Here is a 25,101-nt window from a genome sequence, read left to right as displayed (position 1 = left end):
TATGGGATGCGATGTCTGTCAGGACAGATGAGGAAATGTCGGGTGGGGTTCCGACCCGGACACGCGGCGCGCGGCGCGTACTGAACGGCCCGCGCCCCGAAGCCGTCCCCGTCCTGGTCGCCAGAGCCTGCGCTCTCGTAGGACTTCTGGACATCGCGGCGGGCGTCTTCCCACGCTTCAGGCACAGCCGTATGCACACCATCGCCGAGGTGCTGCCCGGCGCGCTCGGACCCTTCGCGGCGGCCCTCGCGCTCAGCACCGGCGTGCTGTTGCTGCTGCTCGCGCACGGCCTCAGGCGCCGCAAGCGCCGGGCCTGGCGGGCCGCGGTGGCCCTGCTGCCGGCCGGCGCGGTGGCGCAGTTCACGTACCGCCACTCCCTGATCGGTGTGGTCATCTCGCTCGCGCTGCTCGCACCGCTGCTGCGCCACCGCGACCAGTTCGCGGCCCTGCCCGACCCGCGCAGCCGCTGGCGCGCGCTGGCCAACTTCGTCCTCATGGGCGCCGGTTCCCTCGTCCTCGGACTGGTCATCGTCAGCGTCCACCCCCGGCGCATGGTCGGCGACCCGAGCCTGGCCGATCGCATCACGCACGTCCTGTACGGCCTGTTCGGCTTCGAGGGACCGGTCGACTACGAGGGCAGCACCTCCTGGACCGTCGCCTTCTCGCTGGGCGCCCTCGGCCTGCTCACCGCCGTGACGACCATCTACCTCGCCTTCCGGCCCGAACACCCGGCCGCGCAGCTGACCGAGGCGGACGAGGCGCAGCTGCGGGTCCTGCTGGACCGGCACGGCGGCCGGGACTCCCTCGGCCACTTCGCGCTCCGCCGCGACAAGGCCGTCGTCTTCTCGCCCAGCGGCAAGGCCGCGGTGACCTACCGCGTGGTGTCCGGCGTGATGCTCGCCAGCGGCGACCCCATCGGAGACGTCGAGGCCTGGCCCGGCGCCATCGAACGGTTCATGGACGAGGCCAGGGCGCACTCCTGGACCCCCGCCGTCATGGGCTGCTCGGAGACCGGCGGCGAGGTCTGGACCCGCGAGACCGGCCTGGACGCCCTCGAACTGGGCGACGAGGCGGTGGTGGACGTCGCGGATTTCTCCCTGGCCGGCCGCGCGATGCGCAACGTGCGCCAGATGGTCAAACGCATCGAGCGCGCCGGGTACGAGACCCGGGTACGCCGCGTCCGTGACGTCGGCGAGGCCGAGCTGGAGCGGATCCGGCAGGCCGCCGAGGACTGGCGCGGCACCGACACCGAGCGCGGCTTCTCCATGGCCCTTGGCCGCGTCGGCGACCCCTCCGACGGCGACTGCCTGATCGCCACCGCCCACAAGAGCGACGAACACCCGGGCCCCTACGGCGACTTGAAGGCGATCCTGCACTTCGTCCCCTGGGGCACCGACGGCGTCTCCCTCGACCTGATGCGCCGCGACCGCACGGCCGACCCCGGCATGAACGAACTGCTCATCGTCGCGTCCCTGGAGGCGGCACCGAAACTCGGCATCACGCGCGTGTCCCTCAACTTCGCCATGTTCCGCGCGGCGCTCGCGCGCGGCGAGAAGATCGGCGCGGGTCCGGTGCTGCGCGCCTGGCGCGGACTGCTGGTCTTCCTCTCCCGCTGGTTCCAGATCGAGTCCCTCTACAAGTTCAACGCCAAGTTCCGGCCGCGCTGGGAGCCGCGCTTCGTCGTCTACCGCGCCTCCGCGGACCTGCCCCGGATCGGCTTCGCCGCCATGCAGGCGGAGGGCTTCGTCAACCTCGCACTGCCGCTGCCGCGCTTCCTGCGCCGCCGTCGGACCCCCGCACGCGCGTGTGCCCACGCGGTGGCCGAAAGAGACGTCAGAGCGGCCTGACCTGACGTGCCCGAGGCCCCGACGTGACACCCCGGGACAGGCCCGGGCGCAAGCCCCCCTCCAGCCCGGAGGGCTTGCGCCCGGGCCGCGGCGTCCTGTGCGACCTGCCCGGGGCCTAGGCTGAACGCATGAGCAAGCAGAGCGGACGCGGGCGCGTCGCGGGCCTACCGGAATGGGACCGCTGCGCGGTCATGGGAGTCGTGAACGTGACCCCCGACTCCTTCTCGGACGGCGGCCGCTTCTTCGACACCACGGCCGCCGTCAAGCACGGCCTCGAACTCGTCACCGAGGGCGCCGACCTGGTCGACGTCGGCGGGGAGTCCACCCGCCCGCACGCCGTCCGCGTCGACGAGGCCGAGGAACTCAAGCGCATCATCCCCGTCGTGCGGGGCCTGGCCTCCGAGGGCGTCACCATCTCCGTCGACACCATGCGCGCCTCCGTCGCCGAGCAGGCCCTCGCCGCCGGCGCCGTCCTCGTCAACGACGTCAGCGGCGGCCTCGCCGACCCCGCGATGATCCCCGTGGTCGCCGCCGCCGACGCCCCCTTCGTCGTCATGCACTGGCGCGGCTTCCTGGCCGGCGAGAACGTCAAGGGCGTCTACGCCGACGTCGTCACCGAGGTCGTCGACGAACTGCACGCACGCGTGGAGGCCGTCCTGGCCGGCGGTGTCGCCGCCGACCGCATCGTCGTCGACCCAGGCCTCGGCTTCTCCAAGGACGCCGAACACGACCTCGTCCTCCTCGCCCACCTCGACCGTCTGCTCGGTCTCGGCCACCCCGTGCTGGTCGCCGCCTCCCGCAAGCGGTTCCTGGGCCGCGTCCTGGCCGGACCGGAGGGGGCACCGCCACCCGCGCGCGAGCGCGACGCCGCCACGGCCGCCGTCTCCGCGATCGCCGCGCACACCGGCGCCTGGGCGGTGCGCGTGCACGAGGTGCGCGCGACGGCGGACGCGGTACGGGTGGCACGCGCCGTGGAAGGAGCGCGCGCCGCGCGAAACGGCGTGGAAGGAGCCCTGTGAGCGCCCCCCACACCGACGTGGAACAGGTGGAAGCCGCCAACACCGCCTTCTACGAGGCACTGGAGCGCGGCGACTTCGACGACCTGTCCGCGCTCTGGCTCACGCCGGCCGACCTGGGCATCGACGAGGAGTACCACGACCCCGCAGACGCCGGAGTGGTCTCCTGCGTGCACCCCGGCTGGCCCGTGCTCACCGGCCGCGGCGAGGTCCTGCGGTCGTACGCCCTGATCATGGCGAACACCGACTACATCCAGTTCTTCCTCACCGACGTGCACGTCTCCGTGACCGGCGACACCGCCCTGGTCACCTGCACCGAGAACATCCTCAGCGGCGGCCCGGCGCCCGAGGGCAGCGAGGAACTCGGACCGCTCGTCGGCCAGCTCGTGGTCGCCACGAACGTGTTCCGGCGCACCCCCGAGGGCTGGAAGATGTGGTCCCACCACGCCTCTCCCGTTCTGACCGAAAACGACGAGGAAGAGGACGAGGAGACACCCTCCTGAGTGGGTAGGCGCCCCGCAGGGACCAACAAGTGGTTGGAATCACGAACCCATGGGTAGGGGCGGCTACCAACCCGTGAGCCGCCGGGTCCCCCAGGGGAAACGAGCGATGAAACCTCCTGGCCCCGGCACCGGCCCGCACCCCGGCGGACCGGCGCTGTCAGTGCCCGCGGGTAGATTCGTCCGAGGCCGGTGTGCCGCCCGCACACGGCACGGACCGGCCGTTACCGACGACTGCAGGAGTGATTCGCGTGGATCGTGTCGCGCTGCGCGGCCTCAAGGCCCGCGGGCACCACGGGGTGTTCCCCAAGGAGCGCGAGGAGGGCCAGACCTTCATCGTGGACATCGTCCTGGGCCTGGACACCCGACCGGCCGCGGCCGACGACGACCTGGCGAAGACCGTGCACTACGGCATCGTGGCGGAAGAGGTCGTGGCCGACGTCCAAGGCGAACCGGTCAACCTCGTCGAGACACTCGCCGAACGCATCGCCCGGACCTGTCTGAAGCACGACGGGGTCCAGGAGGTCGAAGTCTGCGTCCACAAGCCGGACGCGCCGATCACGGTCCCCTTCGACGACGTCACCGTCACCATCACCCGGAGCCGAGTATGACCGCGTCCTTCACCCAGGGGCACAGCGACCCGACCGTCCAGCCGGTGCCCGCCGCCGTGGTCCAGCAGGTGGACGCAGCCGACGTCACCCTGAGCAATCCCCAACGCGCCGTGATCTCCCTGGGCGCCAACCTCGGCAACCGCCTGGAGACCCTCCAGGGCGCCATCGACGCCCTGGAGGACACCCCCGGCGTCCGTATCAAGGCCGTCTCCCCCGTCTACGAGACCGAGCCCTGGGGCGTCGAGCCCGGCAGCCAGCCCGCCTACTTCAACGCGGTCGTGCTGCTGAAGACGACCCTGCCGCCGTCCTCGCTCCTGGAGCGCGCGCACGCCGTCGAGGAGGCCTTCCACCGCGTCCGGGACGAGCACTGGGGCGCCCGCACCCTCGACGTCGACATCGTCGCCTACGCCGATGTCGTGGCCGACGACCCGCAGCTCACGCTCCCGCACCCGCGCGCCCACGAGCGGGCCTTCGTCCTCGCCCCCTGGCACGACGTCGACCCCGAAGCCCAGTTGCCCGGCCACGGCGCGGTCGCGGCCCTCCTGGAGGCCGTCACCCTCGACGGCGTGGCCGCCCGCAAGGACCTGGAACTTCACCTGCCCGAGTAGTCGTTAAGGTCAAGACGACCACAGTCCGGGATCGGTCCGGGGGAGCTGAAGGGACACCGTGAGAGAGCTGCGCATCAGGTTGCTGGCGGGCGTGTTCGTCGTCGCGGGCGTCCTGTCCTGGGCGGGCGCCCGCCTCTGGAACTCGATCGGGACCCTGCCCAGCGTCCCCCTGGCCGCCCCCATCGTCCTCGCCCTGATCGCCGTCGTCCTGATGGCCACGGCGCTCTCGATCCGCGGCCGCCTCAAGGCCCAGCGCGAGCGCCGCCCCGAGGCCAAGGGAGTCGACCCCCTGATGGCGGCCCGCGCGGTCGTCTTCGGCCAGGCCAGCGCCCTGGTGGCCGCCCTGGTCTCCGGTATGTACGGCGGCACGGGCGCGTTCCTCCTGGAACTGCTCGACACCCCCGCCCGCCGGGACCAGGCCTTCTACGCCGGCTTCTCGGTCCTCGCCGGCATCGCCGTCATAGCGGCAGCCCTCTTCCTGGAACACATCTGCAAGCTCCCGGATGACGACGAACACAACAACGGGGCTACGTCGACGGCTTGACGTCTGCTCCGGGTCGGCGGCAGCGGGTCAGCGCGCCAGTATCAGGCTCATCGCCTCGGCACGGGTCGTAGCGTCCCGCAGCTGACCACGCACCGCCGACGTCGTGGTCTTGGCGCCCGGCTTGCGGACGCCCCGCACCGACATGCACATGTGCTCGGCCTCGATGACGACGATCGCGCCTCGGGCCTCGAGAATGCGCATGAGTGAGTCCGCGATCTGCGTGGTGAGTCGTTCCTGCACCTGCGGGCGGCGGGCGAACACCTCGACCAGGCGAGCCAGCTTCGAAAGGCCCGTGATCTTGCCGGTCTCCGCCGGGATGTAGCCCACGTGAGCCACGCCGTGGAACGGCAACAAGTGATGCTCACAGAAGCTGACGATCTCGATGTCCTTCACCAGGACCATCTCGTCGTGCCCCAGATCGAACGTGGTCGTCAGCACGTCCTCGGGCTCCTGCCACAGCCCCGCCAGCAGCTCCCGATAGGCCCGGGCGACCCGCCCCGGCGTCTCCCTGAGCCCCTCCCGGTCAGGATCCTCGCCGACCGCGATCAGCAGTTCACGGACGGCGGCTTCGGCGCGCTTCTCGTCGAACTCGCCGATCGTGCCCTCGCCGTCCAGCGTCACGGGGTCGGTCATCCTGTGCCTCGTTCCTGTGCGGGTCACGCGTGTGGGTTACGCGTCTCTGTACGGACATGCGAAAAATGCCGTGCCCCTCAGGCTAGAACCTGAGGGGCACGGCATCCATTCCGGGCCGGTGGGGCCCCTGGGAGCCAGGTCAGCTCTCGGGGCGTTCCTCCGGAGCCGTCTCGGTCACCGGAGCGTGCTCCGTGGCCGTCGCCTTGGCGGTGGTGATCGCCGGCGTCGAGCCGTTGGCGCCGTTCGTCAGTGCGAGCTCCTTGGGGGAGAGCACGGGCGGACGGGTGGACGGCGTACGGCGCGAGGAGCCCGTCCAGGCAGGCCGCGGCGGGCGCTTGACGATGGTGGCGAAGACCTCGGCGATCTCCTCCTTGCCCAGCGTCTCGCGCTCGAGGAGCTGCAGAACGAGGTTGTCGAGGACGTCGCGGTTCTCGACCAGGATCTCCCAGGCCTCGTTGTGCGCGTTCTCGATGAGCTTCTTGACCTCCTCGTCCACCAGTGCGGCGACCTCTTCCGAGTAGTCGCGCTGGTGAGCCATCTCACGTCCGAGGAAGGGCTCGGTGTTGTCGCCGCCGAACTTGATCGCACCCAGACGCTCGGTCATGCCGTACTGGGTGACCATCGCGCGGGCGGTGGCCGTGGCCTTCTCGATGTCGTTCGCGGCACCCGTGGTCGGGTCGTGGAAGACGAGCTCCTCGGCCGCACGGCCGCCCAGCATGTAGGCCAGCTGGTCCAGCATCTCGTTGCGGGTCGTGGAGTACTTGTCCTCGTCCGGCAGGACCATCGTGTAACCGAGGGCCCGTCCACGCGACAGGATGGTGATCTTGTGCACCGGGTCGGAGTTGGGGGAAGCCGCCGCGACCAGGGCGTGTCCGCCCTCGTGGTACGCGGTGATCTTCTTCTCCTTGTCCGACATGATCCGGGTCCGCTTCTGCGGGCCCGCCACCACACGGTCGATCGCCTCGTCCAGTGCGGCGTTGTCGATCAGCTTCTTGTCGCTGCGGGCGGTGAGCAGCGCGGCCTCGTTGAGGACGTTGCTCAGGTCCGCGCCGGTGAAGCCGGGGGTGCGACGGGCGACGGCCGAGAGGTCGACGTCCGGGGCGACCGGCTTGCCCTTCTGGTGGACCTTGAGGATCTCCAGACGGCCCAGCAGGTCCGGCGGGTCGACCGCGATCTGGCGGTCGAAGCGACCGGGACGCAGCAGCGCCGGGTCGAGGATGTCGGGCCGGTTCGTCGCGGCGATGAGGATCACGCCGCCCTTGACGTCGAAGCCGTCCATCTCCACGAGCAGCTGGTTCAGCGTCTGCTCGCGCTCGTCGTGACCGCCGCCGAGGCCGGCGCCGCGATGGCGGCCGACCGCGTCGATCTCGTCGACGAAGACGATCGCCGGAGCGTTCGCCTTGGCCTGCTCGAAGAGGTCACGGACCCGGGAGGCACCGACACCGACGAACATCTCGACGAAGTCGGAACCGGAGATCGAGTAGAAGGGGACCCCGGCCTCGCCGGCGACGGCACGCGCGAGGAGCGTCTTGCCGGTACCGGGGCGGCCGTAGAGGAGTACGCCCTTGGGGATCTTGGCGCCGACGGCCTGGAACTTCGCCGGCTCCTGGAGGAACTCCTTGATCTCCTGGAGCTCCTCGACGGCCTCGTCACAGCCCGCGACGTCCGAGAAGGTCGTCTTCGGGGTGTCCTTGGTGATGAGCTTCGCCTTGGACTTGCCGAAGTTCATGACCCTGGAGCCGCCACCCTGCATCTGATTCATCAGGAACAGGAAGACGACCACGATGAGGACGAAGGGGAGCAGGGAGAGCAGGATCCCGAGGAAGGGGTTCTGCTTGGACGGCGAAACGGTGTAGCCGTCCGGGATCTGCTTGTCCTGGTACTTGGTCTGCAGCGTGTTGGCGAGGTTCACGCCCTGGTCGCCGATGTAGCTCGCCTGGATCTTCGAGCTGCCGTCGACCTTTTCGCCGTCCTTGAGCTGGACCTTGATGGTCTGCTCGTCGCCGGTGGTCAGCTTGGCTTGTTCGACCTTGTTGTCATTGATCGCCTGGACGACCTGGCCGGTGTCCACCGTCTTGTAGCCGCCGGACGAGCCGACGACCTGCATCAACACGACCACGGCAAGGACGGCCAGCACGATCCACATGACCGGCCCACGGAAGTATCGCTTCACGTCCATCCATACGGAGCGGTGTCGCCCCGTCCCTCCTGCCATAGTGAGTTTGATAAGACAGTTCTTCTGACGGTACCCCAGCATTGTCGCCCGCAACTGCACGGGAGGTCTGACGAACCCGTCTGCATGCTCCAACGGCGCGCGACCCGCCGGGGTTCCCGATCGTCCCGCAGGACTGGCCCGTACGGCTCAGCCGCCGCATCGGGCGCGCTGTCAGCCGCCGTAGACGTGGGGCGCGAGCGTACCGACGAACGGGAGGTTGCGGTACTTCTCGGCGTAGTCGAGGCCGTAGCCCACCACGAACTCGTTCGGGATGTCGAAGCCGACCCATTCGACCTCGATGGCGACCTTGGCGGCGTCCGGCTTGCGCAGCAGGGTGCACACCTTGAGGGACTCCGGCTCGCGCGAGCCGAGGTTGGACAGCAGCCAGGACAGGGTCAGTCCGGAGTCGATGATGTCCTCGACGATCAGGACGTGCTTGCCCTTGATGTCGGTGTCGAGGTCCTTGAGGATCCGCACCACGCCGGAGGACTGGGTGCCCGCGCCGTACGACGACACGGCCATCCAGTCCATGGTGACGGGGGTGGACAGCGCCCGGGCGAGATCGGCCATGACCATCACCGCGCCCTTGAGGACGCCGACGATCAGCAGGTCCTTGCCCGCGTACTCCGCGTCGATCTTCGCGGCCAGTTCGACCAGTTTCGCGTCGATCTCTTCTTTGGTGATGAGTACCTTCTCGAGGTCGGCACCCATGTCGTTCGCGTCCACCCGCATCACTTTCGGTCGTCCTACCGGCCGCTCGATGCCTCCCCGGGAGTACCCGGTGAACTCGGTGAGTTCGGGGTGCCCCCGGAAGAGGTGAGATTCAGCCTTGCCGAATCACCAGTCTGCCACCCTGGCGCTGGGCGACCACCTTGCCCGGGAGATTGATGGCTCCCTGGCCGCGCCAGCCGGTGATCAGGCGGTCGAGTTCCTCGATGTGGCGGGCGAACAGCGAACCGGCGGGCGCGCCCGCCTCGATGGCGGCCCGGCGCAGGATGCGGCGGCGTACGGCGGGCGGCAGCGCGTAGAGCTTGGCGCACTCCAGGAGGCCCGTGGCGTCGCGTACGGCGGTTTCGGCCTGGCTGGCCCAGGAGTCGAGGGCGTCGGCGTCGTCGCGGGAGAGCTGGGCCGTGCGGGCGAGCGCCTCGACGACTCCTTTGCCGAGCGCCTTCTCCAGGGCGGGCAGGCCCTCGTGGCGCAGCCGGGACCTCGTGTACGCCGGGTCGGCGTTGTGCGGGTCGTCCCAGACGGGCAGGGACTGGACCATGCAGGCCTTGCGGGCGGTCTGCCGGTCGAGCTGGAGAAAGGGGCGCCGGTAACGGCCGTCGGCCCCCGAGACCGCGGCCATTCCGGACAGGGAGCGGGTGCCGGAGCCGCGGGCGAGGCCGAGCAGGACGGTTTCGGCCTGGTCGTCGCGGGTGTGGCCGAGGAGGACGGCGGTGGCGCCGTGGCGGGCGGCGCAGGCGTCCAGGGCGGCGTAGCGGGCGTCGCGGGCGGCGGCTTCCGGGCCGCCCTCGCGTCCGACGATGACGGCGATGGACTCGGCCGGGTCCAGGCCCAACTCGCGCAGGCGCAGGACGACTTCGTCGGCGCGCAGGTCGGATCCGTCCTGCAGGCCGTGGTCGACGGTGACCCCGCCGGCGCGGATGCCGAGCTTGGGGGCCTCGAAGGCGAGGGCGGAGGCGAGGGCCATGGAGTCGGCGCCGCCGGAGCATGCGACGAGCACGAGCGGGGACGGCGGGCGCTCGTGCGGGGTGGGCCCGGAGGCCTGGTGTTCGTTGAGGATGTCGTGGAGGGCGCGGCGGACCGCCAGGCGTATCGCCGCGACCGCAGGATGGGGACCCATGTCCGGTTCCCTTCATGAAGTTTTCGGGGAGTGAGCCCGGGTTCGGTCACTCAGAGTGTGTAGATGGTGACAGAACCGGGCCGTTCCCCGAGCATTGCACGCCTACCCACCGCTCACGGTCCCTCGGACGGGTGATTGAAGGGGCGTTCGCCTGCCGACGGCCGGATTCGTTTCACGACCCTTCTCCGTCCGTCACGACTCGCTCTTGCGATGCACCCGCGCGACCCAGTCCGCCGGTTTGGCGATCTCCGTCCGGGTCGGCAGGGTGTTCGGGGAGGTCCACACACGGTTGAAGCCGTCCATGCCGACCTCGTCGACGACGGCCCGTACGAACCGTTCGCCGTCCCGGTACTGCCTGAGCTTGGCGTCCAGGCCGAGCAGCTTGCGCAGCGCCATGTCCAGCCGCGAGGCGCCCTTGGCGCGGCGCTGCTGGAACTTCTCGCGGATCTCGGCGACCGACGGCACGACGGCCGGCCCGACGCCGTCCATCACGAAGTCGGCGTGCCCCTCCAGGAGGGACATCACGGCGGTCAGGCGCGCGAGGATCTCCCGCTGCGCCGGGGTCTGCACGATCTCGACGAAGGAGCGTCCGCCGTCGTCCTCCTCGGCCTCGGGGCGTCCGCCCGCGAGGGACTGGGCGGCTTCCCGGATGCGCTCCAGGACGGTCATGGGGTCGACATCGGTCTCCCCCAGGAACGACTGGATCTCGCCCTCCAGATGGTCGCGCAGCCAGGGCACCGCGCTGAACTGGGTGCGGTGCGTCTCCTCGTGCAGGCAGACCCAGAGGCGGAAGTCGTGGGGCTGTACGTCGAGTTCGCGCTCCACGTGGACGATGTTCGGGGCGACCAGGAGCAGTCGGCCACCGCCGTGCTCGCCGGCGGGGAGTTCGCGGGTCGCCGGGGCGAAGGTCTCGTACTGGCCCAGCACCCGGGAGGACATGAAGGACAGCAGCATGCCCAGTTCGACGCCGGTGACCTTGCCGCCGACGGCTCCGAGGACCGCGCCGCCGGGGGTGTTGCCGCGCCGTTCCTGCATCTTGTCGAGGAGGGGCTTGAGGATCTCCCGGAAGCCGGCGACGTTCGCCCGCACCCAGCCCGGTCGGTCGACGACGAGGATGGGGGTGTCGTGGATGTCCTCCGAGCCCATCCGGGTGAATCCGCGGACGTGTTCCTCGGAGGCCTTCGCGTGCCGGCGCAGCTCGGCCACGACATCCCGGGCCTCGTCACGGCTCACCTCGGGGCCCGGCCGCGCGAGCCGCGTCGCGGTCGCCACCGCGAGATTCCAGTCGACCATCTCTGCACCACCGATGCTCGTCATGCGTCAACGGTACGTGAGCGTTCCCTCTTGGGGCAGGCCGTGGGGGTTGGTGAGCTTCAGGTGGATCCGGGCCGCACCGGCACAACGTTCACCGGGCGGTCAATGGCAGCCGCACCCCGCCAGTGCCGTCGCCGTTCGGTCCAGGGCCGATTGGGCCGCCGAGGTGCTCGGGGTGTCGGAGGTGAGGAAGGCGAAGGCCAAGAGGTGGCCGTCCCTGTCGACGACCGTGCCCGCCAAGGTGTTCACGCCGGTGAGGGTGCCTGTCTTGGCTCGTACGACTCCCGCGGCGCCGTCGGCGTAGCGGGTGCTCAGCGTGCCGGTGAAGCCCGCCACGGGGAGCCCGGTGAGGACGGCGCGGAGTTCGGGGTGGGCGGGGTCGCCGGCCTTGACGAGGAGGGCGGTCAGGAGGTCGGCGGTGAGGCGGTCGTCGCGGTCGAGGCCGCTGCCGTCGTTGAACCGGGCGCCCTTGAGGGGGAGTCCGAGTTTCTTCAGGACGCTCGCGATCGCCGCGGCGCCGCCGTCGAAGTCGGCGCGCTTGCCGGTCGCGACGGCCGTCTGGCGGGCCAGGGCCTCCGCGATGTCGTTGTCGCTGTTGGTCAGCATCCGCTCGACGATCGACGACAGAGGCGGCGAGGAGACGGCGGCGAGGGCTTTCGCGCGGGAGGTCGCTTTCGAGGGGCCGGGGGACGTCGTCCTGATGCCGTGCTCCGCCAGGAAGGCGGCGAACTTCTCGGCCGCGTCCCCCGCCGGGTCCGTGTCCCGGGTGACGGGACCGCTCGTCGAGTCGTTCGGGCGGCCCTCGTCGGCCATCAGGGAGGTGACGAGGGCGAGGTTGCCGTCGACCCCGATGGGGTGAAGTTCGGAACCGGCGAACAGGGTGGTGTCGTAGGAGAGCGTGACCTCGTGGATGCCGCGCTTCTTCAGGGCGGTGGCCGTCCGGTCGGCCAGGGTGCGCAGGCTCGCCCAGCCCTCGGCGTCCTTGCGGGCGGTCAGGGTGGGGTCGCCGCCGCCGACCAGGACGAGTTCGCCGGTGTCGGGCTCCAGGGCGGTGCGGGTGGTGAGGCGGTGGTCGGCGCCCATGGCGGACAGTGCGGCGACGGCGGTGGCGATCTTGGTGGTGGAGGCGGGGGTGAGGGCTTCGTCGGCGCCGGTGCCGTAGAGGCGCTTGCCGTCGGTCACGTCGACGACCGCTGCGGTGCGCCGGGCGCCGAGCGCCGGGTCGGTCAGGAGGGGCCCCAGGACGTCGGCGAACGCCTTTCCGGCCGGGTCCGACTTCACGGTGTTCGCGGCGCCGCCGAGGCCTCTCAGGACGGACGCGGCGCTCGGGGCGGGATCCGGCGCCGAATCGGCCGTACCGGATGCACCAGAATGACCACCGTGATCTGCGCCACCCGTGCCGTCCAGGGCGGCTGCCCGGTCCCGCTCGGCCGTACGCTGACCGGTGGAGTCCCAGGGACCTGCGGTGACCACCACCAGGACGGCCAGTGCCACACCGGCGCCGGTGGCGCCCGCGGTGTAGCGCCGCAGCCCGCCGGGCTTCGGCCTCGTGATCCGCGCGAACTGCGGTTTCGCAGCGGCCACGGCTCGAACGAGCCACGGTCGCACGGCGTCCACGGCCCGCGTGAGATGCGGTCGTACGGCGCCCGCGGCCCGTGCCAGACCTGGTCGTACGGCGTTCACGACCCGCACCGCATGCGGTCTCGCGGCCCGCCACGGCCTCAGCTCAGGCACGAACACCAGCCCCTTTCGCGATCACTCCCGTGCGTGAGGGACACTTAACCACCAGAACTATGTGTTGATCATGGAGGAGCCACCGGTGGAGTTCGACGTCACGATCGAGATCCCGAAGGGTTCGCGGAACAAGTACGAGGTGGACCACGAGACCGGTCGGATCCGCCTGGACCGTCGCCTCTTCACCTCGACCGCCTACCCGACCGACTACGGATTCGTCGAGAACACCCTCGGCGAGGACGGCGACCCGCTGGACGCACTCGTCATCCTGGACGAGCCGACCTTCCCGGGCTGCCTCATCAAGTGCCGCGCGATCGGAATGTTCCGGATGACCGACGAGGCCGGCGGCGACGACAAGCTGCTGTGCGTGCCGGCGACGGACCCGCGCGTGGAGCACCTGCGGGACATCCACCACGTCTCCGAGTTCGACCGCCTGGAGATCCAGCACTTCTTCGAGGTCTACAAGGACCTGGAGCCCGGCAAGTCCGTCGAGGGCGCCAACTGGGTGGGCCGCGTGGACGCCGAGATCGAGATCGAGCGGTCCTACAAGCGCTTCAAGGAGTCCGGCGGTCACTGACCCCGGCAAGCCCCGTGATCGGGCCGTACGCGTGCGCGTGCGGCCCTTTCGTGTGCCTGTGCTCATACTGAGGGCCGCAGGAGGTGTCGTACAGGGAGTGTTTCGCACGTGACGGACGCGGAGGACCGCAAGCCGCAGTCGGACGAGGTCAGGATGGCGTTCGCGCCGCCGGCCGGGGTCGAGGTGGCGGACAGCGAGTCGGAGACCACCTCGGAGTTCGCCGTCCCGGCGGGGCTCGACGTGACGCACGCGCCCGTGCCGGAGGCGGAGGGCTCGGCGTTCGACAGCCCGCGTACCTACAGCGCCAAGGACGCCCCGGCCGCGTTCACCCCGGCGACCGGCATCCCGGTGGTCAGCCTGACCAAGGACGCGCCCTGGCAGGACCGGATGCGCACGATCCTGCGGCTGCCGGTGACCGAGCGGCCCGCGCCGGAGCCGGCCCAGAAGCCGGACGAGAGCGGCCCTGCCGTCCCCCGCGTGCTCGATCTGACCCTGCGTATCGGCGAGTTGCTGCTCGCGGGCGGTGAGGGCGCCGAGGACGTGGAGGCCGCGATGTTCGCGGTCTGCCGGTCCTACGGCCTGGACCGCTGCGAGCCGAACGTCACCTTCACGCTGCTGTCCATCTCCTACCAGCCGTCCCTGGTGGACGACCCGGTGACGGCCTCGCGCACGGTACGCCGCCGGGTCACCGACTACACCCGCCTCGCGGCCGTGTTCCGGCTGGTGGACGACCTCAGCGACCCGGAGACCGAGATCTCCCTGGAGGACGCCTACCGGCGCCTGGCGGAGATGCGCCGCAACCGGCACCCGTACACCACCTGGACGTTGACCACGGCCAGCGGGCTGCTCGCCGGGGCCGCCTCGGTGCTCGTCGGCGGTGACGTGCTCGTGTTCGTGGCGGCCGCGCTGGGCGCGATGCTCGGCGACCGGCTGGCGTGGCTGTGCGCGGGGCGCGGGCTGCCGGAGTTCTACCAGTTCACGATCGCCGCGATGCCTCCGGCGGCCATAGGGGTCGCGCTGACGGTGGCTCACGTCGACGTGAAGGCGTCCGCGGTCATCACCGGTGGGCTGTTCGCGCTGCTGCCGGGGCGGGCCCTTGTGGCGGGCGTGCAGGACGGGCTGACGGGGTTCTACATCACCGCCTCGGCGCGGCTCCTGGAGGTGATGTACCTCTTCGTGGGGATCGTCACCGGGGTGCTGGTCGTCCTGTACTTCGGCGTCAACCTGGGCGCCAAGCTCAACCCGGACGCGGCCCTGCAGATCGCCGAGCGGCCCTGGTGGCAGATCGGCGCGTCGATGCTGCTGTCGCTGACGTTCGCGGTGCTGCTCCAGCAGGAACGGTCCACCGTGCTGTGGGTGACCCTGAACGGCGGGGTGGCCTGGTCGGTGTACGGCGCGCTGCGCTACCCGGGCGAGCTGTCGCCGGTCGCGTCCACGGCGGTGGCGGCCGGACTGGTGGGCCTGTTCGGGCAGTTGCTGGCGCGCTACCGGTTCGCCTCGGCGCTGCCGTACACGACGGCCGCGATCGGGCCCCTGCTGCCCGGTTCGGCCACCTACTTCGGGCTGCTGGCGATCGCCCAGAACGACGTGGACAAGGGGCTGGTGTCCCTGGCCACGGCCGCGTCACTGGCCATGGCCATCGCCATCGGGGTCAACCTCGGCTCGGAGATCTCCCGGATGTTCCTGCGGATCGGGTCCCCGGAGAAGCGCCGGGCCGCCAAGCGGACGAGGGGCTTCTAGCCCCTCGGGGCGCCTAGTAGCCCTGGTTCCGGCCCTGGCCTTGGCCTTGGCCTTGCCCCTGATTGCCGTACGGGTACTGCTCGTTGGGCCGGCCGCCGTACTGCTGCTGGGGCGGGTAGGTCTGCTGCGGATACGTCTGCTGGGGGTACTGCTGCTGCGGGTGCTGCGGGGTGTAGCCGTAGTCCTGGGACGGGTTGTGCGGCTGCTGCTGGGGCGCCTGCTGCTGGTAGGGCTGGTCGGCCGAGGGGATGCGGCGCAGCTGGGTGGTCGCGTCGTCGATCACCGGGGGCTGCTGCTGTCCCGGCAGGGGCTGCGCGGGGTTCTTCTTCGCCTTGGAGCGGGCCCGCATGAACTCGATGATGATCGGGACCACCGAGATGAGGACGATCAGGATCAGCATCGCCTCGATGTTGTCCTTGACGACGTCGATCTTGCCGAGCCAGGAGCCGAGCAGGGTGACGCCGGCGCCCCACAGGACACCGCCGATCACGTTGAAGATCACGAACGAGCGGTACTTCATGCCGCTGACGCCGGCGATGATCGGCGTGAAGGTGCGCACGATGGGCACGAAGCGGGCCAGGACCAGCGACTTGGGGCCGTACTTCTCGAAGAACTCGTGCGCCTTGACCACGTTCTCCTGCTTGAACAGGCGGGAGTCGGGGCGGCTGAAGAGCGAGGGGCCGACCTTCTTGCCGAACATGTAGCCCGCCTGGTCGCCGAGGATCGCGGCGACGCAGATCAGGGCGATGGCGCCCCACAGGGGGAAGTCCAGCTGGTTCGACGTGATCAGCAGGCCGGCCGTGAACAGGAGCGAGTCGCCCGGCAGGAAGAACCCGATGAGCAGGCCCGACTCCGCGAAGACGATCAGGAGCAGGCCCCAGATGCCGAACGTGTCGAGCAGTTGGTTCGGATCGAGCCAGCTCGGGCCGAGGGCGATCGTCGTCACGGTTCCGGTGCTCCTGAGGGGTGGAGGGAGGTACGGCGTCCTGCTGCGGGCGCCCAAAGCTATCAACGCAAGGTGTCCGCCCCAGGTTCCATGGGTGACTCCAGGGTGCACTGTGCGCCCGCTGGGGCGAAGCTGTGAGGCTATGGGCATCGAAGAATACGGCGGCGGCCAGGGTCCGCAGGCCGACGTACTGGTCGTGACGACGAACGACGTACCCGGTCACCGGGTCCAGGAGGTCATCGGGGAGGTCTTCGGGCTGACCGTGCGCTCACGGCATCTCGGCAGCCAGATCGGCGCCGGGCTGAAGTCGATGATCGGCGGCGAGCTCAAGGGGCTCACCAAGACGCTCGTGGAGACCCGCAACCAGGCCATGGACCGGCTCATCGAGCAGGCACGCGCGCGTGGTGCCAACGGAGTGCTGGCGTTCCGCTTCGACGTGACGGAGGCGGCGGACGTCGGGACGGAGGTGTGCGCTTACGGGACGGCGGTGGTCCTGGTCCGGGAGTAGCGGGCCCGGACCAGGCCACCAGGACCCTGGTCGGGCTCCTCAGGAGGTGTGCCGGGCCGCGTTCGCCGTGATCGCGTCCCTGAGGTGCTCGGCCAGACCCGGCCCCATGGAGTCGTAGAACGCCTTGAAGCGCTCGTCGGAGATGTACATCCCGGCCAGCGAGACGTGCATCTCGTACGGGCAGTCGTAGAACCATGCGGTGATGTGCCGCCGGTGTTCCTCGGCGAGGTCCATGGCGGCCTCGCCGGTGGCGGGTGCGCCGGCGGTCACCAGGGCGGCGTAGCGCTCGCCCCAGGCGTCGACCTCGGCCTGCATGCGTTTCCAGTCGTCCTTGGTGTAACGGGCGGCCCGGCGCTGCGACTCGGCGTAGGCCTCGGTGCCGCCCCAGCGTGCTTCCGCCTCCTCGGCGTACTGGTCGGGGTCCTTGTCGCCGAAGACCTCGAAGCGTTCCTCGGGCGTGAGGTTGATGCCCATTCTGCGTGCCTCCATGGCGTGCTCCACGGCCTCGGCCATCTTCTGCAGCTTCTCGATCCGGGCGGTCAGCAGCTCGTGCTGTCTGCGCAGATGCGCGCGCGGGTCCGCATCCGGGTCGTCGAGCAGGGCCGCGACCTCGTCGAGCGGGAAGCCGAGCTCCCGGTAGAACAGGATCCGCTGCAGCCGGTCGAGGTCGGCGTCGCTGTAGCGCCGGTGGCCCGCGTCGCTGCGCTCGCTCGGGGCGAGCAGGCCGATGTCGTCGTAGTGGTGCAGGGTGCGCACCGTGACGCCGGCGAAGCCCGCGACCTGTCCTACGGAGTAGCTCACTTCGTCCGCTCCCTTCTGGGTACGCGCTCCACGGTGGATCCTCACGTCACGTGAGGTGCAAGTCCGTTTCTCCCCGGCTCTCTGCCTGCCGGTCCCCTCCAGGTGTCGCGCCCGTTTTGTCCGCTTATCGTGAGCGCGTGGCCCAGGACCCCGCGATCGAGGCGCCCGCCGGCCGGGCGAAACCGGCGACCCCCGCGCGCGTGCTGCTGCCGTCGATCCTGCCCGCCCTGGTCGTGGGGGTGGTCGCGAGCCTGCTGTTCATCGGGGTGAGCGCGCTGGCCGAGCGGTTCCAGCACGTCCTGTGGCGGAACCTGCCGGACGCGCTGGGCGTGGGCCGGTACTCGGTGCTGTGGATGCTGGTCATGCTCACCGCGACCGGCCTCGCGGTCGGCCTGGTGGTGTGGAAGGTGCCCGGGCACGCGGGCCCCGACCCGGCGACCACCGGGCTCGACGCGCGCGTGCTGCCGCCCGTGGTGCTCCCGGGGCTGCTCCTGGCGACCGCGCTGATGCTCGCGGGCGGGCCGAGTCTGGGTCCCGAGAACCCGATCATCGCCGTCAACGTGGGACTCGCGTTCTGGCTGGGCACCCGGTTCGTGCCGCGGATGCCGGGCGCGATGTGGCCGGCGCTCGCCGAGGCGGCGACGATCGGCGCGCTGTTCGGGACGCCGGTCGCGGCGGCGCTGGTGATCTCCGAGGCGCTGGCCGGGCGGGCGCTCAAGGGGCCGCTGTGGGACAACGTCTTCCCGCCCCTGGTCGCGGCGGCGGCCGGCGCCCTGACGACCACCCTGGTGGCCCATCCGACCTTCGACCTGCACCTGCCGGAGCTCGGCCGGCCCGGCTGGGGCGACCTGCTGTCCGCCCTCGTGATCGCCTCACTGGCCGCACTGCTCGGCATGTGCGCGGTCCGCGCCTTCCCGTACGTCCACGGGGCCTTCCAGCGCCTCGGGCACCCCATGCTGGTCATTCCGGCGGGCGGGCTCGTGCTGGGCCTGCTGGCGGCCCTGGGCGGGCATCTGACGCTCTTCAAGGGGCTGGACGAGATCGGGGAGCTGGCGCGCGATCCGGAGGGCTGGTCGGCGGGCGAGTTCGCGGTGATGGCGGTGGTGAAGCTGGCGGCACTGCTCGTCGCCGCGTCGAGCGGGTTCCGGGGCGGGCGGATCTTCCCGGCGGTGTTCGTCGGCACCGCCTTCGGGCTGTGCGCGCACGCCCTGGTCTCCGGGGTCCATCCGGCCGTCGGCGTCTGCGCGGGTGTCCTCGGCATGCTCCTGGCCGTCACCCGGCAGGGCTGGGTGAGCCTGTTCACCGCCGCCGTGCTCGCGTCCTCGGGGGCGATGCTCGCCCTGCTGTGCATCGCCTCGCTGCCGGCCTGGCTGCTGGTGACGGGGCGTCCGCAGATGCAGTTGCGCGAGGACGGAACTCCGGTGCGCTGACAGCCGTTCGATATCCGTTGATCGTCCCAGGAGGCAGGCCCATGGCGTTGCACAAAGGTCCCGAGCAGCCCGACGAGCGCCCGTTGTCCGTCAACCCCTTCTTCGGGGAGGCGAATCCGGTCGGCGGCATGACCGAGGCACCGCCCAAGCACCGGCTGCCGGACTCCCCGATGTCTCCGTCGTCGGCGTACCAGCTCGTGCACGACGAGCTGATGCTGGACGGCAACTCCCGGCTGAATCTGGCCACGTTCGTCACCACCTGGATGGAGCCCCAGGCGGGGATCCTGATGGCGGAGTGCCGGGACAAGAATATGATCGACAAGGACGAGTACCCGCGCACCGCCGAGCTGGAGAAGCGCTGTGTGGCGATGCTGGCGGCGCTGTGGAACGCGCCGGATCCGGCCGCCGCCGTGGGCTGTTCGACGACCGGTTCCAGCGAGGCGTGCATGCTCGCCGGGATGGCCCTCAAGCGCCGCTGGATGCGGCGCAACGCCGACCGCTACCCGTCCCGGGACGCCCGCCCCAACCTGGTCATGGGCGTCAACGTGCAGGTCTGCTGGGAGAAGTTCTGCACCTTCTGGGAGGTGGAGGCCCGCCAGGTGCCCATGGAGGGCGACCGCTACCACCTCGATCCCCAGGCCGCCGCCGAGCTGTGCGACGAGAACACCATCGGGGTCGTCGGCATCCTCGGCTCCACCTTCGACGGGTCCTACGAGCCGATCGCGGAGCTGTGCGCGGCCCTGGACGCCCTCCAGGAGCGCACCGGACTCGACATCCCGGTGCACGTCGACGGCGCGTCCGGCGGCATGGTCGCGCCCTTCCTCGACGAGGACCTGGTCTGGGACTTCCGTCTCCCGCGCGTGACGTCGATCAACACCTCCGGGCACAAATACGGGCTGGTCTACCCGGGCGTCGGCTGGGCGCTGTGGCGCGACAAGGAGGCGCTCCCGGAGGAGCTGGTCTTCCGCGTCAACTATCTGGGCGGCGACATGCCCACCTTCGCGCTCAACTTCTCCCGCCCGGGCGCCCAGGTGGTCGCGCAGTACTACACGTTCCTGCGCCTGGGCCGGGACGGCTTCCGGGCGGTGCAGCAGGCCTCCCGGGACGTGGCGCGCGGCCTTGCCGACCGGATCGCGGCGCTGGGCGATTTCCGGCTGCTCACCCAGGGCGACGAGCTGCCCGTCTTCGCCTTCACGACGGGCCCTGACGTGACGGCGTACGACGTCTTCGACGTGTCCCGGCGGCTGCGCGAGAGCGGCTGGCTGGTACCCGCGTACACCTTCCCGCCCCACCGGGAGGACCTGTCCGTACTGCGGGTGGTGTGCCGCAACGGGTTCTCGGTCGACCTCGCCGACATGTTCGTGGAGGACCTGACCCGGCTGCTGCCGGAGCTGCGCCGCCAGCCGCATCCGCTGACCAGGGACAAGACCGCGGCGACCGGTTTCCACCACTAGGGCCGAACCGGTGGCCGGCCGGTTCTCGCCCCCGCCTCCGCTCCCGGTCGTGCCGCGCCCCGCGCCTAACGGCTGAGGCGCGTGAACCTCCTCACCGCCAGCGGGAAGAACACCGCGAGCAGGCCCAGCGGCCAGACGACAGCCGCCCAGATGTGCCCCGGCTCCCCACCGGGGCCGCCCAGCAGGTCCCGAACCGCCGTCGCGGTCTGGGACATCGGGTTCCACTCGACGACCGTGCCGAGCCAGCCGGGCATCGAGGCGGGGTCGGCGAACGCGTTGGACAGGAAGCCGACCGGCCAGACCAGGATCTGCACGGCCTGGACCATCTCCGGTTTGCCCGCGACCAGGGCCAGTTGGATGCCGATCCAGAGCATGGCGAACCGGAAGAGCAGCAACAGGCCCATGGCGCCCAGGAATTGGGCCGGGGAGCAGTGCACGCGCCAGCCCAGCGCGAACCCGACGCCGACGAGGATCGTCAGGCCCAGCGCCGACTGGAGCATGTCCGCGGCCGAACGGCCCACCAGGACCGCGCCGTTGACCATCGGCAGCGAGCGGAAGCGGTCGATCACGCCCCGGTCGAGGTCCTGGGTGACGCTGAGCATCGTGCCCTCCAGGCCGAAGGCCATGGTGAGCGCGAGCATGCCCGGGACGAGGAAGTCCAGGTAGTCGCCCTCGATCCCGCGTCCGCCACCGACCAGGTAGCCGAACATCAGCAGCAGCATCACCGGGAAGACCAGGCCGACCAGCACCTGCACGGGTTGCCGTGCCCAGTGGGCGAGTTCACGGCGGGTCATGGTCCAGCAGTCGGTCAGCGCGTACGCGGTCATGCGGCGGCCCCCTTCGCGACGGACTCCTTCTTCGTGGCGGACGCGGTCTTCGTGGCGGACGCGGTCTTCGTGCCTGACTTCGTCTGCGTGCCGGTCCGCGAACCGTCGTCGTCCTGTGCCGTCAGTCGCAGGAACACCTCGTCCAGAGTGGGCCGGCGCAGGGCCACGTCCTCGGCCTCGATGCCCGCGTCCTCCAGAGCGCGTACGACTCCGGAGAGCGCGGCCATGCGGTCGGTGACCCGGGCGCTGAGCAGGCGGCGGTCGGGGTCGACGGAGACGTCGTCCTTCGGGACCGGCAACAGGGCGACGGCGGCGCCCAGTTGACCGGCGTCGCGCAGGACGACGTCGATGCGGTCGCCGCCGAGGGCCGCCTTCAGCTCGTCCGGCGTGCCGTCGGCGATCACCCGGCCGTCGTCGACGACACAGACGCGGTCGGCGAGCTGATCGGCCTCCTCCAGGTACTGGGTGGTGAGCAGGACCGTCGTGCCGCCGCCGGTCAGGGAGCGGACCGACGCCCACACCTCGGCGCGCCCGCGCGGGTCGAGTCCGGTCGTCGGTTCGTCCAGGAACAGCACCTCCGGTTCGGTGATCAGGGACGCGGCCAGGTCCAGGCGGCGCCGCATGCCACCGCTGTAGGCGCGGACCTGCTTGCGGCCGGTGTCGGTGAGGCCGAAGCGCTCCAGGAGTTCGTCTGCACGCGCGCGTGCGTGGCGGGCGCCCAGGTGGTGCAGGCGGCCGAACATCTCCAGGTTCTGCCGGCCGCCCAGCTCCTCGTCGAGGGCCGCGTGCTGGCCGAGCAGGCCGATGCGGGAACGGACCGCACGGGCCTCGGTCACGACGTCGTGCCCGGCCACCTCGATGCGGCCGGCGTCGGGCCGCAGCAGCGTGGACAGGATCCGGACCAGGGTCGTCTTGCCCGCGCCGTTGGGGCCCAGGACTCCGTGCACCGCGCCCCGGGCGACCGTGAGGTCGAGCCCGTCCAGCGCGGGTTTGCCGCCGTAGGCCTTGCGGGCTCCGTCGACGGTGATTGCGGTGTCGGCCACTGCCACTCCCTCTCCCCCAACCGCCCCCGCCCGGCCGCGCTCAGCCGGACTTCGACGGGTAATCAAACTTGACTACTTCACCGAAGGTAACGCCGTCGACCCGATTGGTCAAACTTGATTAGCCGTCGTCCCCCGGGTGCCGGTCCCCGGTCGCATACGGGTTCTCCTGGCCCTCGGCGAGGACGCCGACGAACGGTTCGCCCTCGCCGACGAAGGTGTAGGCGCCGCTCTCGATGCGGTCGATGAGCCCCTGGGTCCAGGCGGAGTCGGAGTCGGCCGTGTGGACCCAGAGGTTCATGATCTCGCCGATGTGGCCGAGCTGTTCGGGGCCGTCCTCGGGGATGTAGTGCTCGGTGACGGCGCCCCGCCAGGCCCCGATGCGGCGGATGCGCTCCTTGAGGAGGGTCACCGCCTCGTCCCGGGTCAGCTCGACCAGGAAGCCGATGGCCGCGGACTGGATGTCCATCTTCTGGTCGTAGGAGACCAGGGACTCTCGCAGCAGCCGGAAGAACTCCTCGGTGCCCCAGTCGGTGATCTCGTACTCCGTGCGCGGCGGCCCGCCCGCCGTGGACGGCGCGAACTCGTGCGCGTGCAGCAAGCCCTGCTTCGCCATCTGCTTCAGGGCGTGGTAGATCGAGCCGGGCTTGGCGTTGGACCACTCGTGCGCGCCCCAGTACTCCAGGTCGTTGCGCACCTGGTAGCCGTGGGCCCGCCCGTGCTGACGGACCGCGCCGAGCACGAGGAGACGGATCGCTGACATGGGGCCAGCGTAGGACCAGGGAGGTCAGCCCCAGCTTGCGCCCTGCTCCTGAGCCACGAGTTCGAAGGCGGTCTTGCCGTCCAGGGACTCGCGGACGATGTCGGCGTGGCCGGCGTGCCGGGCGAGTTCGCGGATGAGGTGCAGGCAGAGCCAGCGCACCGAGACGCGGCCCTCCGGCGGGAACCAGGGGTCGTTCGGGAGCGGGAAGGTGTCGTCCAGGCTCGGCACCGAGCGGACGTACGCCTCGGTCTCGGCGGCGACCTTCTCCCAGTAGGCGAGCTGGGACTCGACGGTCTCGCCGTCGACGAGCCGGAAGTTCTCGTGCCAGTTGGTCTCGTCCCGCTGCACGGCCGGCGGCTCCTGCTTGGCCCGGGCGATCCAGCCCTGCTCGACCTCGGCGACATGCTTGAGCAGGCCGGAGAGGGAGAGGTCGCTCGCGCTGGGCTTGCTCGCGGCCTGCTCGTCGGTCAGCCCGAGCAGCGCCCTGCGGATGCCGCCGCGCTGCTCCTCGATGAACGCGAGCAGCGCGCCGCGCTCGTCGCCCTGTGCCTCCGCGGGAACATGAGTGACCATGACCGGCCGCCTTTCGTCGGGTCTGTTCGGGGTCTCCCCCTGACACCGACGACGCTACGGGCCATTGAGGTCAGCTTCTGTCCTCAATGGCCCGCACCTGAAGAACTAGAACGGGAAGCCGCTGCGGCCGTGCTGCACCGAGATCCACTTCAGGGTGGTGAAGGCGTCCAGGGTCGTCTCGCCGTTCAGGCGGCCGAGGCCGGAGCTCTTCTCGCCGCCGAAGGGGACGAGGGGCTCGTCGTGGACGGTGCCGTCGTTCACGTGGAACATGCCGGTGTCGATCTGCTTGGCGAAGGAGACGCCCCGCTCGATGTCACCGGTGTGGACGGCGCCGCTCAGGCCGTACGGCGTGTCGTTGACGAGGCGGACGGCCTCCTCCTCGCCGTCGAAGGTGAGGAGGAAGGCGACCGGGCCGAAGACCTCTTGCTGGAGCAGGGCCGAGTCGGCCGGGACGTCGGCCAGGACGGACGGCGTGACCAGGTTGTCGGTGGTCGTGCCGTGCAGCAGCGCCGTCGCGCCCTCGGCGATCGCCTGCTCGACGACGCCCGAAATGGCCTCCGCCTGCGAGGAGTTGATGACCGGGCCGATGACGGTCTGGGGGTCGCGCGGGTCGCCGACCTTGAGGGTCTTCACCTTGGCGACGAACTTCTCGGTGAACTGCTCGGCGATCGAGCGGTCCACCAGCACGCGGTTGGCGGCCATGCAGACCTGGCCCTGGTGGACGTACCGGCTGAAGACCGCCGCGTCGACCGCGTAGTCGATGTCGGCGTCGTCGAGGACCACGATCGCGCTGTTGCCGCCGAGTTCGAGGATCGAGCGCTTGAACTGGGCGGCGCAGACGGTGGCGACGTGGCGGCCGACCTTGTCGGAGCCGGTGAAGGAGATGACCTTCGGGATCGGGTGCTCGATGAAGGCGTCGCCTATCTCGGCGATGTCGGTGACGACGACGTTCAGCAGGCCGCCGGGCAGGCCGGCCTCCTCGAAGATCCTGCCGACCAGGGTGCCGCCGGAGATCGGGGTGTTCTGGTGCGGCTTGAGGACGACCGCGTTGCCGAGCGCGAGGGCCGGGGCGACCGACTTGATCGACAGCAGGAAGGGGAAGTTGAAGGGGCTGATCACACCGACGACACCGACCGGCTCGCGGTAGACGCGGTTCTCCTTGCCGTCGATCGGCGACGGGAGGATCCGGCCCTCGGGACGCAGTGCGAGGTGGACCGACTCGCGCAGGAACTCCTTGACGAGGTGCAGTTCGAAGCCGGCCTTGAGGTACGTGCCGCCGAGCTCGGCGATGATCACCTCGGTGATCTCCTGCTCGCGCTCCTCGATGACGCGCAGCGCCTGCTCGAAGACGGCACGGCGGGCGTAGGGGTTGGTGCGCGCCCACTGCTTCTGGGCCGCGGCCGCCGACTTGTACGCCTCGTCGACCTCGTCGACCGTGGCTATGGTGATCGAGGCGAGCTTCTCGCCGTCGTACGGGTTGAAGTCGATGATGTCCCAGGAGCCGGTACCCGGGCGCCACTCACCGTCGATGTACTGCTGAGCCAGGTCGGTGAAGTAGGACGACATGTGATCCC

Annotated in this window: 24 protein-coding genes; 11 read left to right on the top strand and 13 right to left on the bottom strand. The window is 70.5% G+C overall.

Annotated features, from left to right (window positions below; genetic code table 11):
• The first annotated feature begins 35 nt into the window (after nucleotides 1–35).
• From ACIQI8_RS31645 to ACIQI8_RS31620, 6 genes are all read left to right on the top strand, one after another.
• Nucleotides 36–1,847 (top strand): phosphatidylglycerol lysyltransferase domain-containing protein, encoded by a 1,812-nt coding sequence (locus ACIQI8_RS31645; protein WP_402357735.1) that lies wholly within the window; start codon nucleotides 36–38, stop codon nucleotides 1,845–1,847.
• 128 nt (nucleotides 1,848–1,975) lie between these two features.
• Nucleotides 1,976–2,866 (top strand): dihydropteroate synthase, encoded by an 891-nt coding sequence (gene folP / locus ACIQI8_RS31640; RefSeq protein WP_402357732.1) that lies wholly within the window; start codon nucleotides 1,976–1,978, stop codon nucleotides 2,864–2,866.
• Nucleotides 2,863–3,366 carry a nuclear transport factor 2 family protein gene (locus ACIQI8_RS31635; protein WP_402357729.1) on the top strand — a complete coding sequence of 168 codons (504 nt, stop codon included), beginning with the start codon at nucleotides 2,863–2,865 and terminating at the stop codon, nucleotides 3,364–3,366. Before folP ends, ACIQI8_RS31635 begins: the two co-directional genes overlap by 4 nt.
• A 248-nt stretch (nucleotides 3,367–3,614) precedes the next feature.
• Nucleotides 3,615–3,974, top strand: a complete 360-nt coding sequence (gene folB / locus ACIQI8_RS31630; protein ID WP_402357726.1) for a dihydroneopterin aldolase — start codon at nucleotides 3,615–3,617, stop codon at nucleotides 3,972–3,974.
• On the top strand, nucleotides 3,971–4,582 hold the full coding sequence (gene folK, locus ACIQI8_RS31625; RefSeq protein ID WP_402357723.1) for a 2-amino-4-hydroxy-6-hydroxymethyldihydropteridine diphosphokinase: 612 nt from the start codon (nucleotides 3,971–3,973) through the stop codon (nucleotides 4,580–4,582). Before folB ends, folK begins: the two co-directional genes overlap by 4 nt.
• Before the next feature lie 58 nt (nucleotides 4,583–4,640).
• Nucleotides 4,641–5,126 (top strand): DUF3180 domain-containing protein, encoded by a 486-nt coding sequence (locus ACIQI8_RS31620; protein WP_402357720.1) that lies wholly within the window; start codon nucleotides 4,641–4,643, stop codon nucleotides 5,124–5,126.
• A gap of 27 nt (nucleotides 5,127–5,153) precedes the next feature.
• On the opposite strand, the gene folE is transcribed toward ACIQI8_RS31620, so the two are convergent.
• From folE to dacB, 6 genes are all read right to left on the bottom strand, one after another.
• Nucleotides 5,154–5,759: a GTP cyclohydrolase I FolE gene (gene folE, locus ACIQI8_RS31615; protein WP_123998613.1), complete on the bottom strand. Its 606-nt coding sequence runs from the start codon at nucleotides 5,757–5,759 to the stop codon at nucleotides 5,154–5,156.
• Between the two features lie 139 nt (nucleotides 5,760–5,898).
• Entirely contained in the window at nucleotides 5,899–7,938 is a 2,040-nt protein-coding gene (ftsH, locus tag ACIQI8_RS31610) for an ATP-dependent zinc metalloprotease FtsH (protein WP_402357716.1), read from the bottom strand.
• A gap of 207 nt (nucleotides 7,939–8,145) precedes the next feature.
• Nucleotides 8,146–8,706 carry a hypoxanthine phosphoribosyltransferase gene (gene hpt, locus ACIQI8_RS31605; protein WP_123998615.1) on the bottom strand — a complete coding sequence of 187 codons (561 nt, stop codon included), beginning with the start codon at nucleotides 8,704–8,706 and terminating at the stop codon, nucleotides 8,146–8,148.
• Nucleotides 8,707–8,797: 91 nt separating this feature from the next.
• On the bottom strand, nucleotides 8,798–9,820 hold the full coding sequence (gene tilS / locus ACIQI8_RS31600; protein WP_402357713.1) for a tRNA lysidine(34) synthetase TilS: 1,023 nt from the start codon (nucleotides 9,818–9,820) through the stop codon (nucleotides 8,798–8,800).
• A 192-nt stretch (nucleotides 9,821–10,012) separates the two neighbouring features.
• Nucleotides 10,013–11,137 (bottom strand): zinc-dependent metalloprotease, encoded by a 1,125-nt coding sequence (locus ACIQI8_RS31595; RefSeq protein ID WP_402357710.1) that lies wholly within the window; start codon nucleotides 11,135–11,137, stop codon nucleotides 10,013–10,015.
• 99 nt (nucleotides 11,138–11,236) lie between these two features.
• Nucleotides 11,237–12,874 (bottom strand): D-alanyl-D-alanine carboxypeptidase/D-alanyl-D-alanine-endopeptidase, encoded by a 1,638-nt coding sequence (dacB, locus tag ACIQI8_RS31590; RefSeq protein WP_402357707.1) that lies wholly within the window; start codon nucleotides 12,872–12,874, stop codon nucleotides 11,237–11,239.
• Nucleotides 12,875–12,953: 79 nt separating this feature from the next.
• Between dacB and ACIQI8_RS31585 the strand changes: the two genes are divergently transcribed.
• Together ACIQI8_RS31585 and ACIQI8_RS31580 are read left to right on the top strand one after the other, a co-directional pair.
• The gene (locus ACIQI8_RS31585) at nucleotides 12,954–13,445 is read left to right on the top strand and encodes an inorganic diphosphatase (RefSeq protein ID WP_030942583.1); all 492 of its coding nucleotides are present in this window, start codon (nucleotides 12,954–12,956) and stop codon (nucleotides 13,443–13,445) included.
• A gap of 108 nt (nucleotides 13,446–13,553) precedes the next feature.
• Nucleotides 13,554–15,185, top strand: coding sequence for a threonine/serine exporter ThrE family protein (locus ACIQI8_RS31580; RefSeq protein ID WP_402357703.1), 1,632 nt, complete (start codon nucleotides 13,554–13,556; stop codon nucleotides 15,183–15,185).
• 13 nt (nucleotides 15,186–15,198) lie between these two features.
• Here ACIQI8_RS31580 and ACIQI8_RS31575 read toward each other — a convergent pair whose 3' ends face one another.
• Complete coding sequence (locus ACIQI8_RS31575; RefSeq protein WP_402357700.1) at nucleotides 15,199–16,131, bottom strand: DedA family protein; 933 nt, start codon at nucleotides 16,129–16,131, stop codon at nucleotides 15,199–15,201.
• 142 nt (nucleotides 16,132–16,273) lie between these two features.
• Between ACIQI8_RS31575 and ACIQI8_RS31570 the strand changes: the two genes are divergently transcribed.
• Nucleotides 16,274–16,639 (top strand): YbjQ family protein, encoded by a 366-nt coding sequence (locus tag ACIQI8_RS31570; protein WP_123998621.1) that lies wholly within the window; start codon nucleotides 16,274–16,276, stop codon nucleotides 16,637–16,639.
• Nucleotides 16,640–16,678: 39 nt separating this feature from the next.
• On the opposite strand, the gene ACIQI8_RS31565 is transcribed toward ACIQI8_RS31570, so the two are convergent.
• Nucleotides 16,679–17,440 carry a MerR family transcriptional regulator gene (locus ACIQI8_RS31565; protein ID WP_402357697.1) on the bottom strand — a complete coding sequence of 254 codons (762 nt, stop codon included), beginning with the start codon at nucleotides 17,438–17,440 and terminating at the stop codon, nucleotides 16,679–16,681.
• A 137-nt stretch (nucleotides 17,441–17,577) separates the two neighbouring features.
• Between ACIQI8_RS31565 and ACIQI8_RS31560 the strand changes: the two genes are divergently transcribed.
• Complete coding sequence (locus ACIQI8_RS31560) at nucleotides 17,578–18,870, top strand: ion channel protein (RefSeq protein WP_402357693.1); 1,293 nt, start codon at nucleotides 17,578–17,580, stop codon at nucleotides 18,868–18,870.
• Between the two features lie 41 nt (nucleotides 18,871–18,911).
• Nucleotides 18,912–20,324 carry a glutamate decarboxylase gene (locus ACIQI8_RS31555; protein WP_402357690.1) on the top strand — a complete coding sequence of 471 codons (1,413 nt, stop codon included), beginning with the start codon at nucleotides 18,912–18,914 and terminating at the stop codon, nucleotides 20,322–20,324.
• Between the two features lie 65 nt (nucleotides 20,325–20,389).
• Here ACIQI8_RS31555 and ACIQI8_RS31550 read toward each other — a convergent pair whose 3' ends face one another.
• The 5 genes from ACIQI8_RS31550 to ACIQI8_RS31530 form a co-directional block, all read right to left on the bottom strand.
• Nucleotides 20,390–21,151, bottom strand: coding sequence for an ABC transporter permease (locus ACIQI8_RS31550; protein WP_402357687.1), 762 nt, complete (start codon nucleotides 21,149–21,151; stop codon nucleotides 20,390–20,392).
• Entirely contained in the window at nucleotides 21,148–22,194 is a 1,047-nt protein-coding gene (locus ACIQI8_RS31545; protein WP_402357684.1) for an ATP-binding cassette domain-containing protein, read from the bottom strand. Before ACIQI8_RS31545 ends, ACIQI8_RS31550 begins: the two co-directional genes overlap by 4 nt.
• Nucleotides 22,195–22,312: 118 nt before the next feature.
• Complete coding sequence (locus ACIQI8_RS31540) at nucleotides 22,313–22,954, bottom strand: PadR family transcriptional regulator (protein ID WP_402357681.1); 642 nt, start codon at nucleotides 22,952–22,954, stop codon at nucleotides 22,313–22,315.
• A gap of 24 nt (nucleotides 22,955–22,978) precedes the next feature.
• A complete protein-coding gene (locus tag ACIQI8_RS31535) occupies nucleotides 22,979–23,527 on the bottom strand; it encodes a DinB family protein (RefSeq protein ID WP_402357678.1) in 549 nt (182 codons plus the stop codon).
• Between the two features lie 105 nt (nucleotides 23,528–23,632).
• On the bottom strand, nucleotides 23,633–25,093 hold the full coding sequence (locus ACIQI8_RS31530) for an aldehyde dehydrogenase family protein (RefSeq protein ID WP_402357675.1): 1,461 nt from the start codon (nucleotides 25,091–25,093) through the stop codon (nucleotides 23,633–23,635).
• Nucleotides 25,094–25,101: the final 8 nt, after the last annotated feature.

Origin of the sequence: Streptomyces sp. NPDC092369 (assembly GCF_044755245.1) — a bacterium.
Classification (GTDB): domain Bacteria; phylum Actinomycetota; class Actinomycetes; order Streptomycetales; family Streptomycetaceae; genus Streptomyces.
Note: the sequence above shows the minus strand (reverse complement) of the source record. Positions and strands in the feature narration are given on the sequence as shown.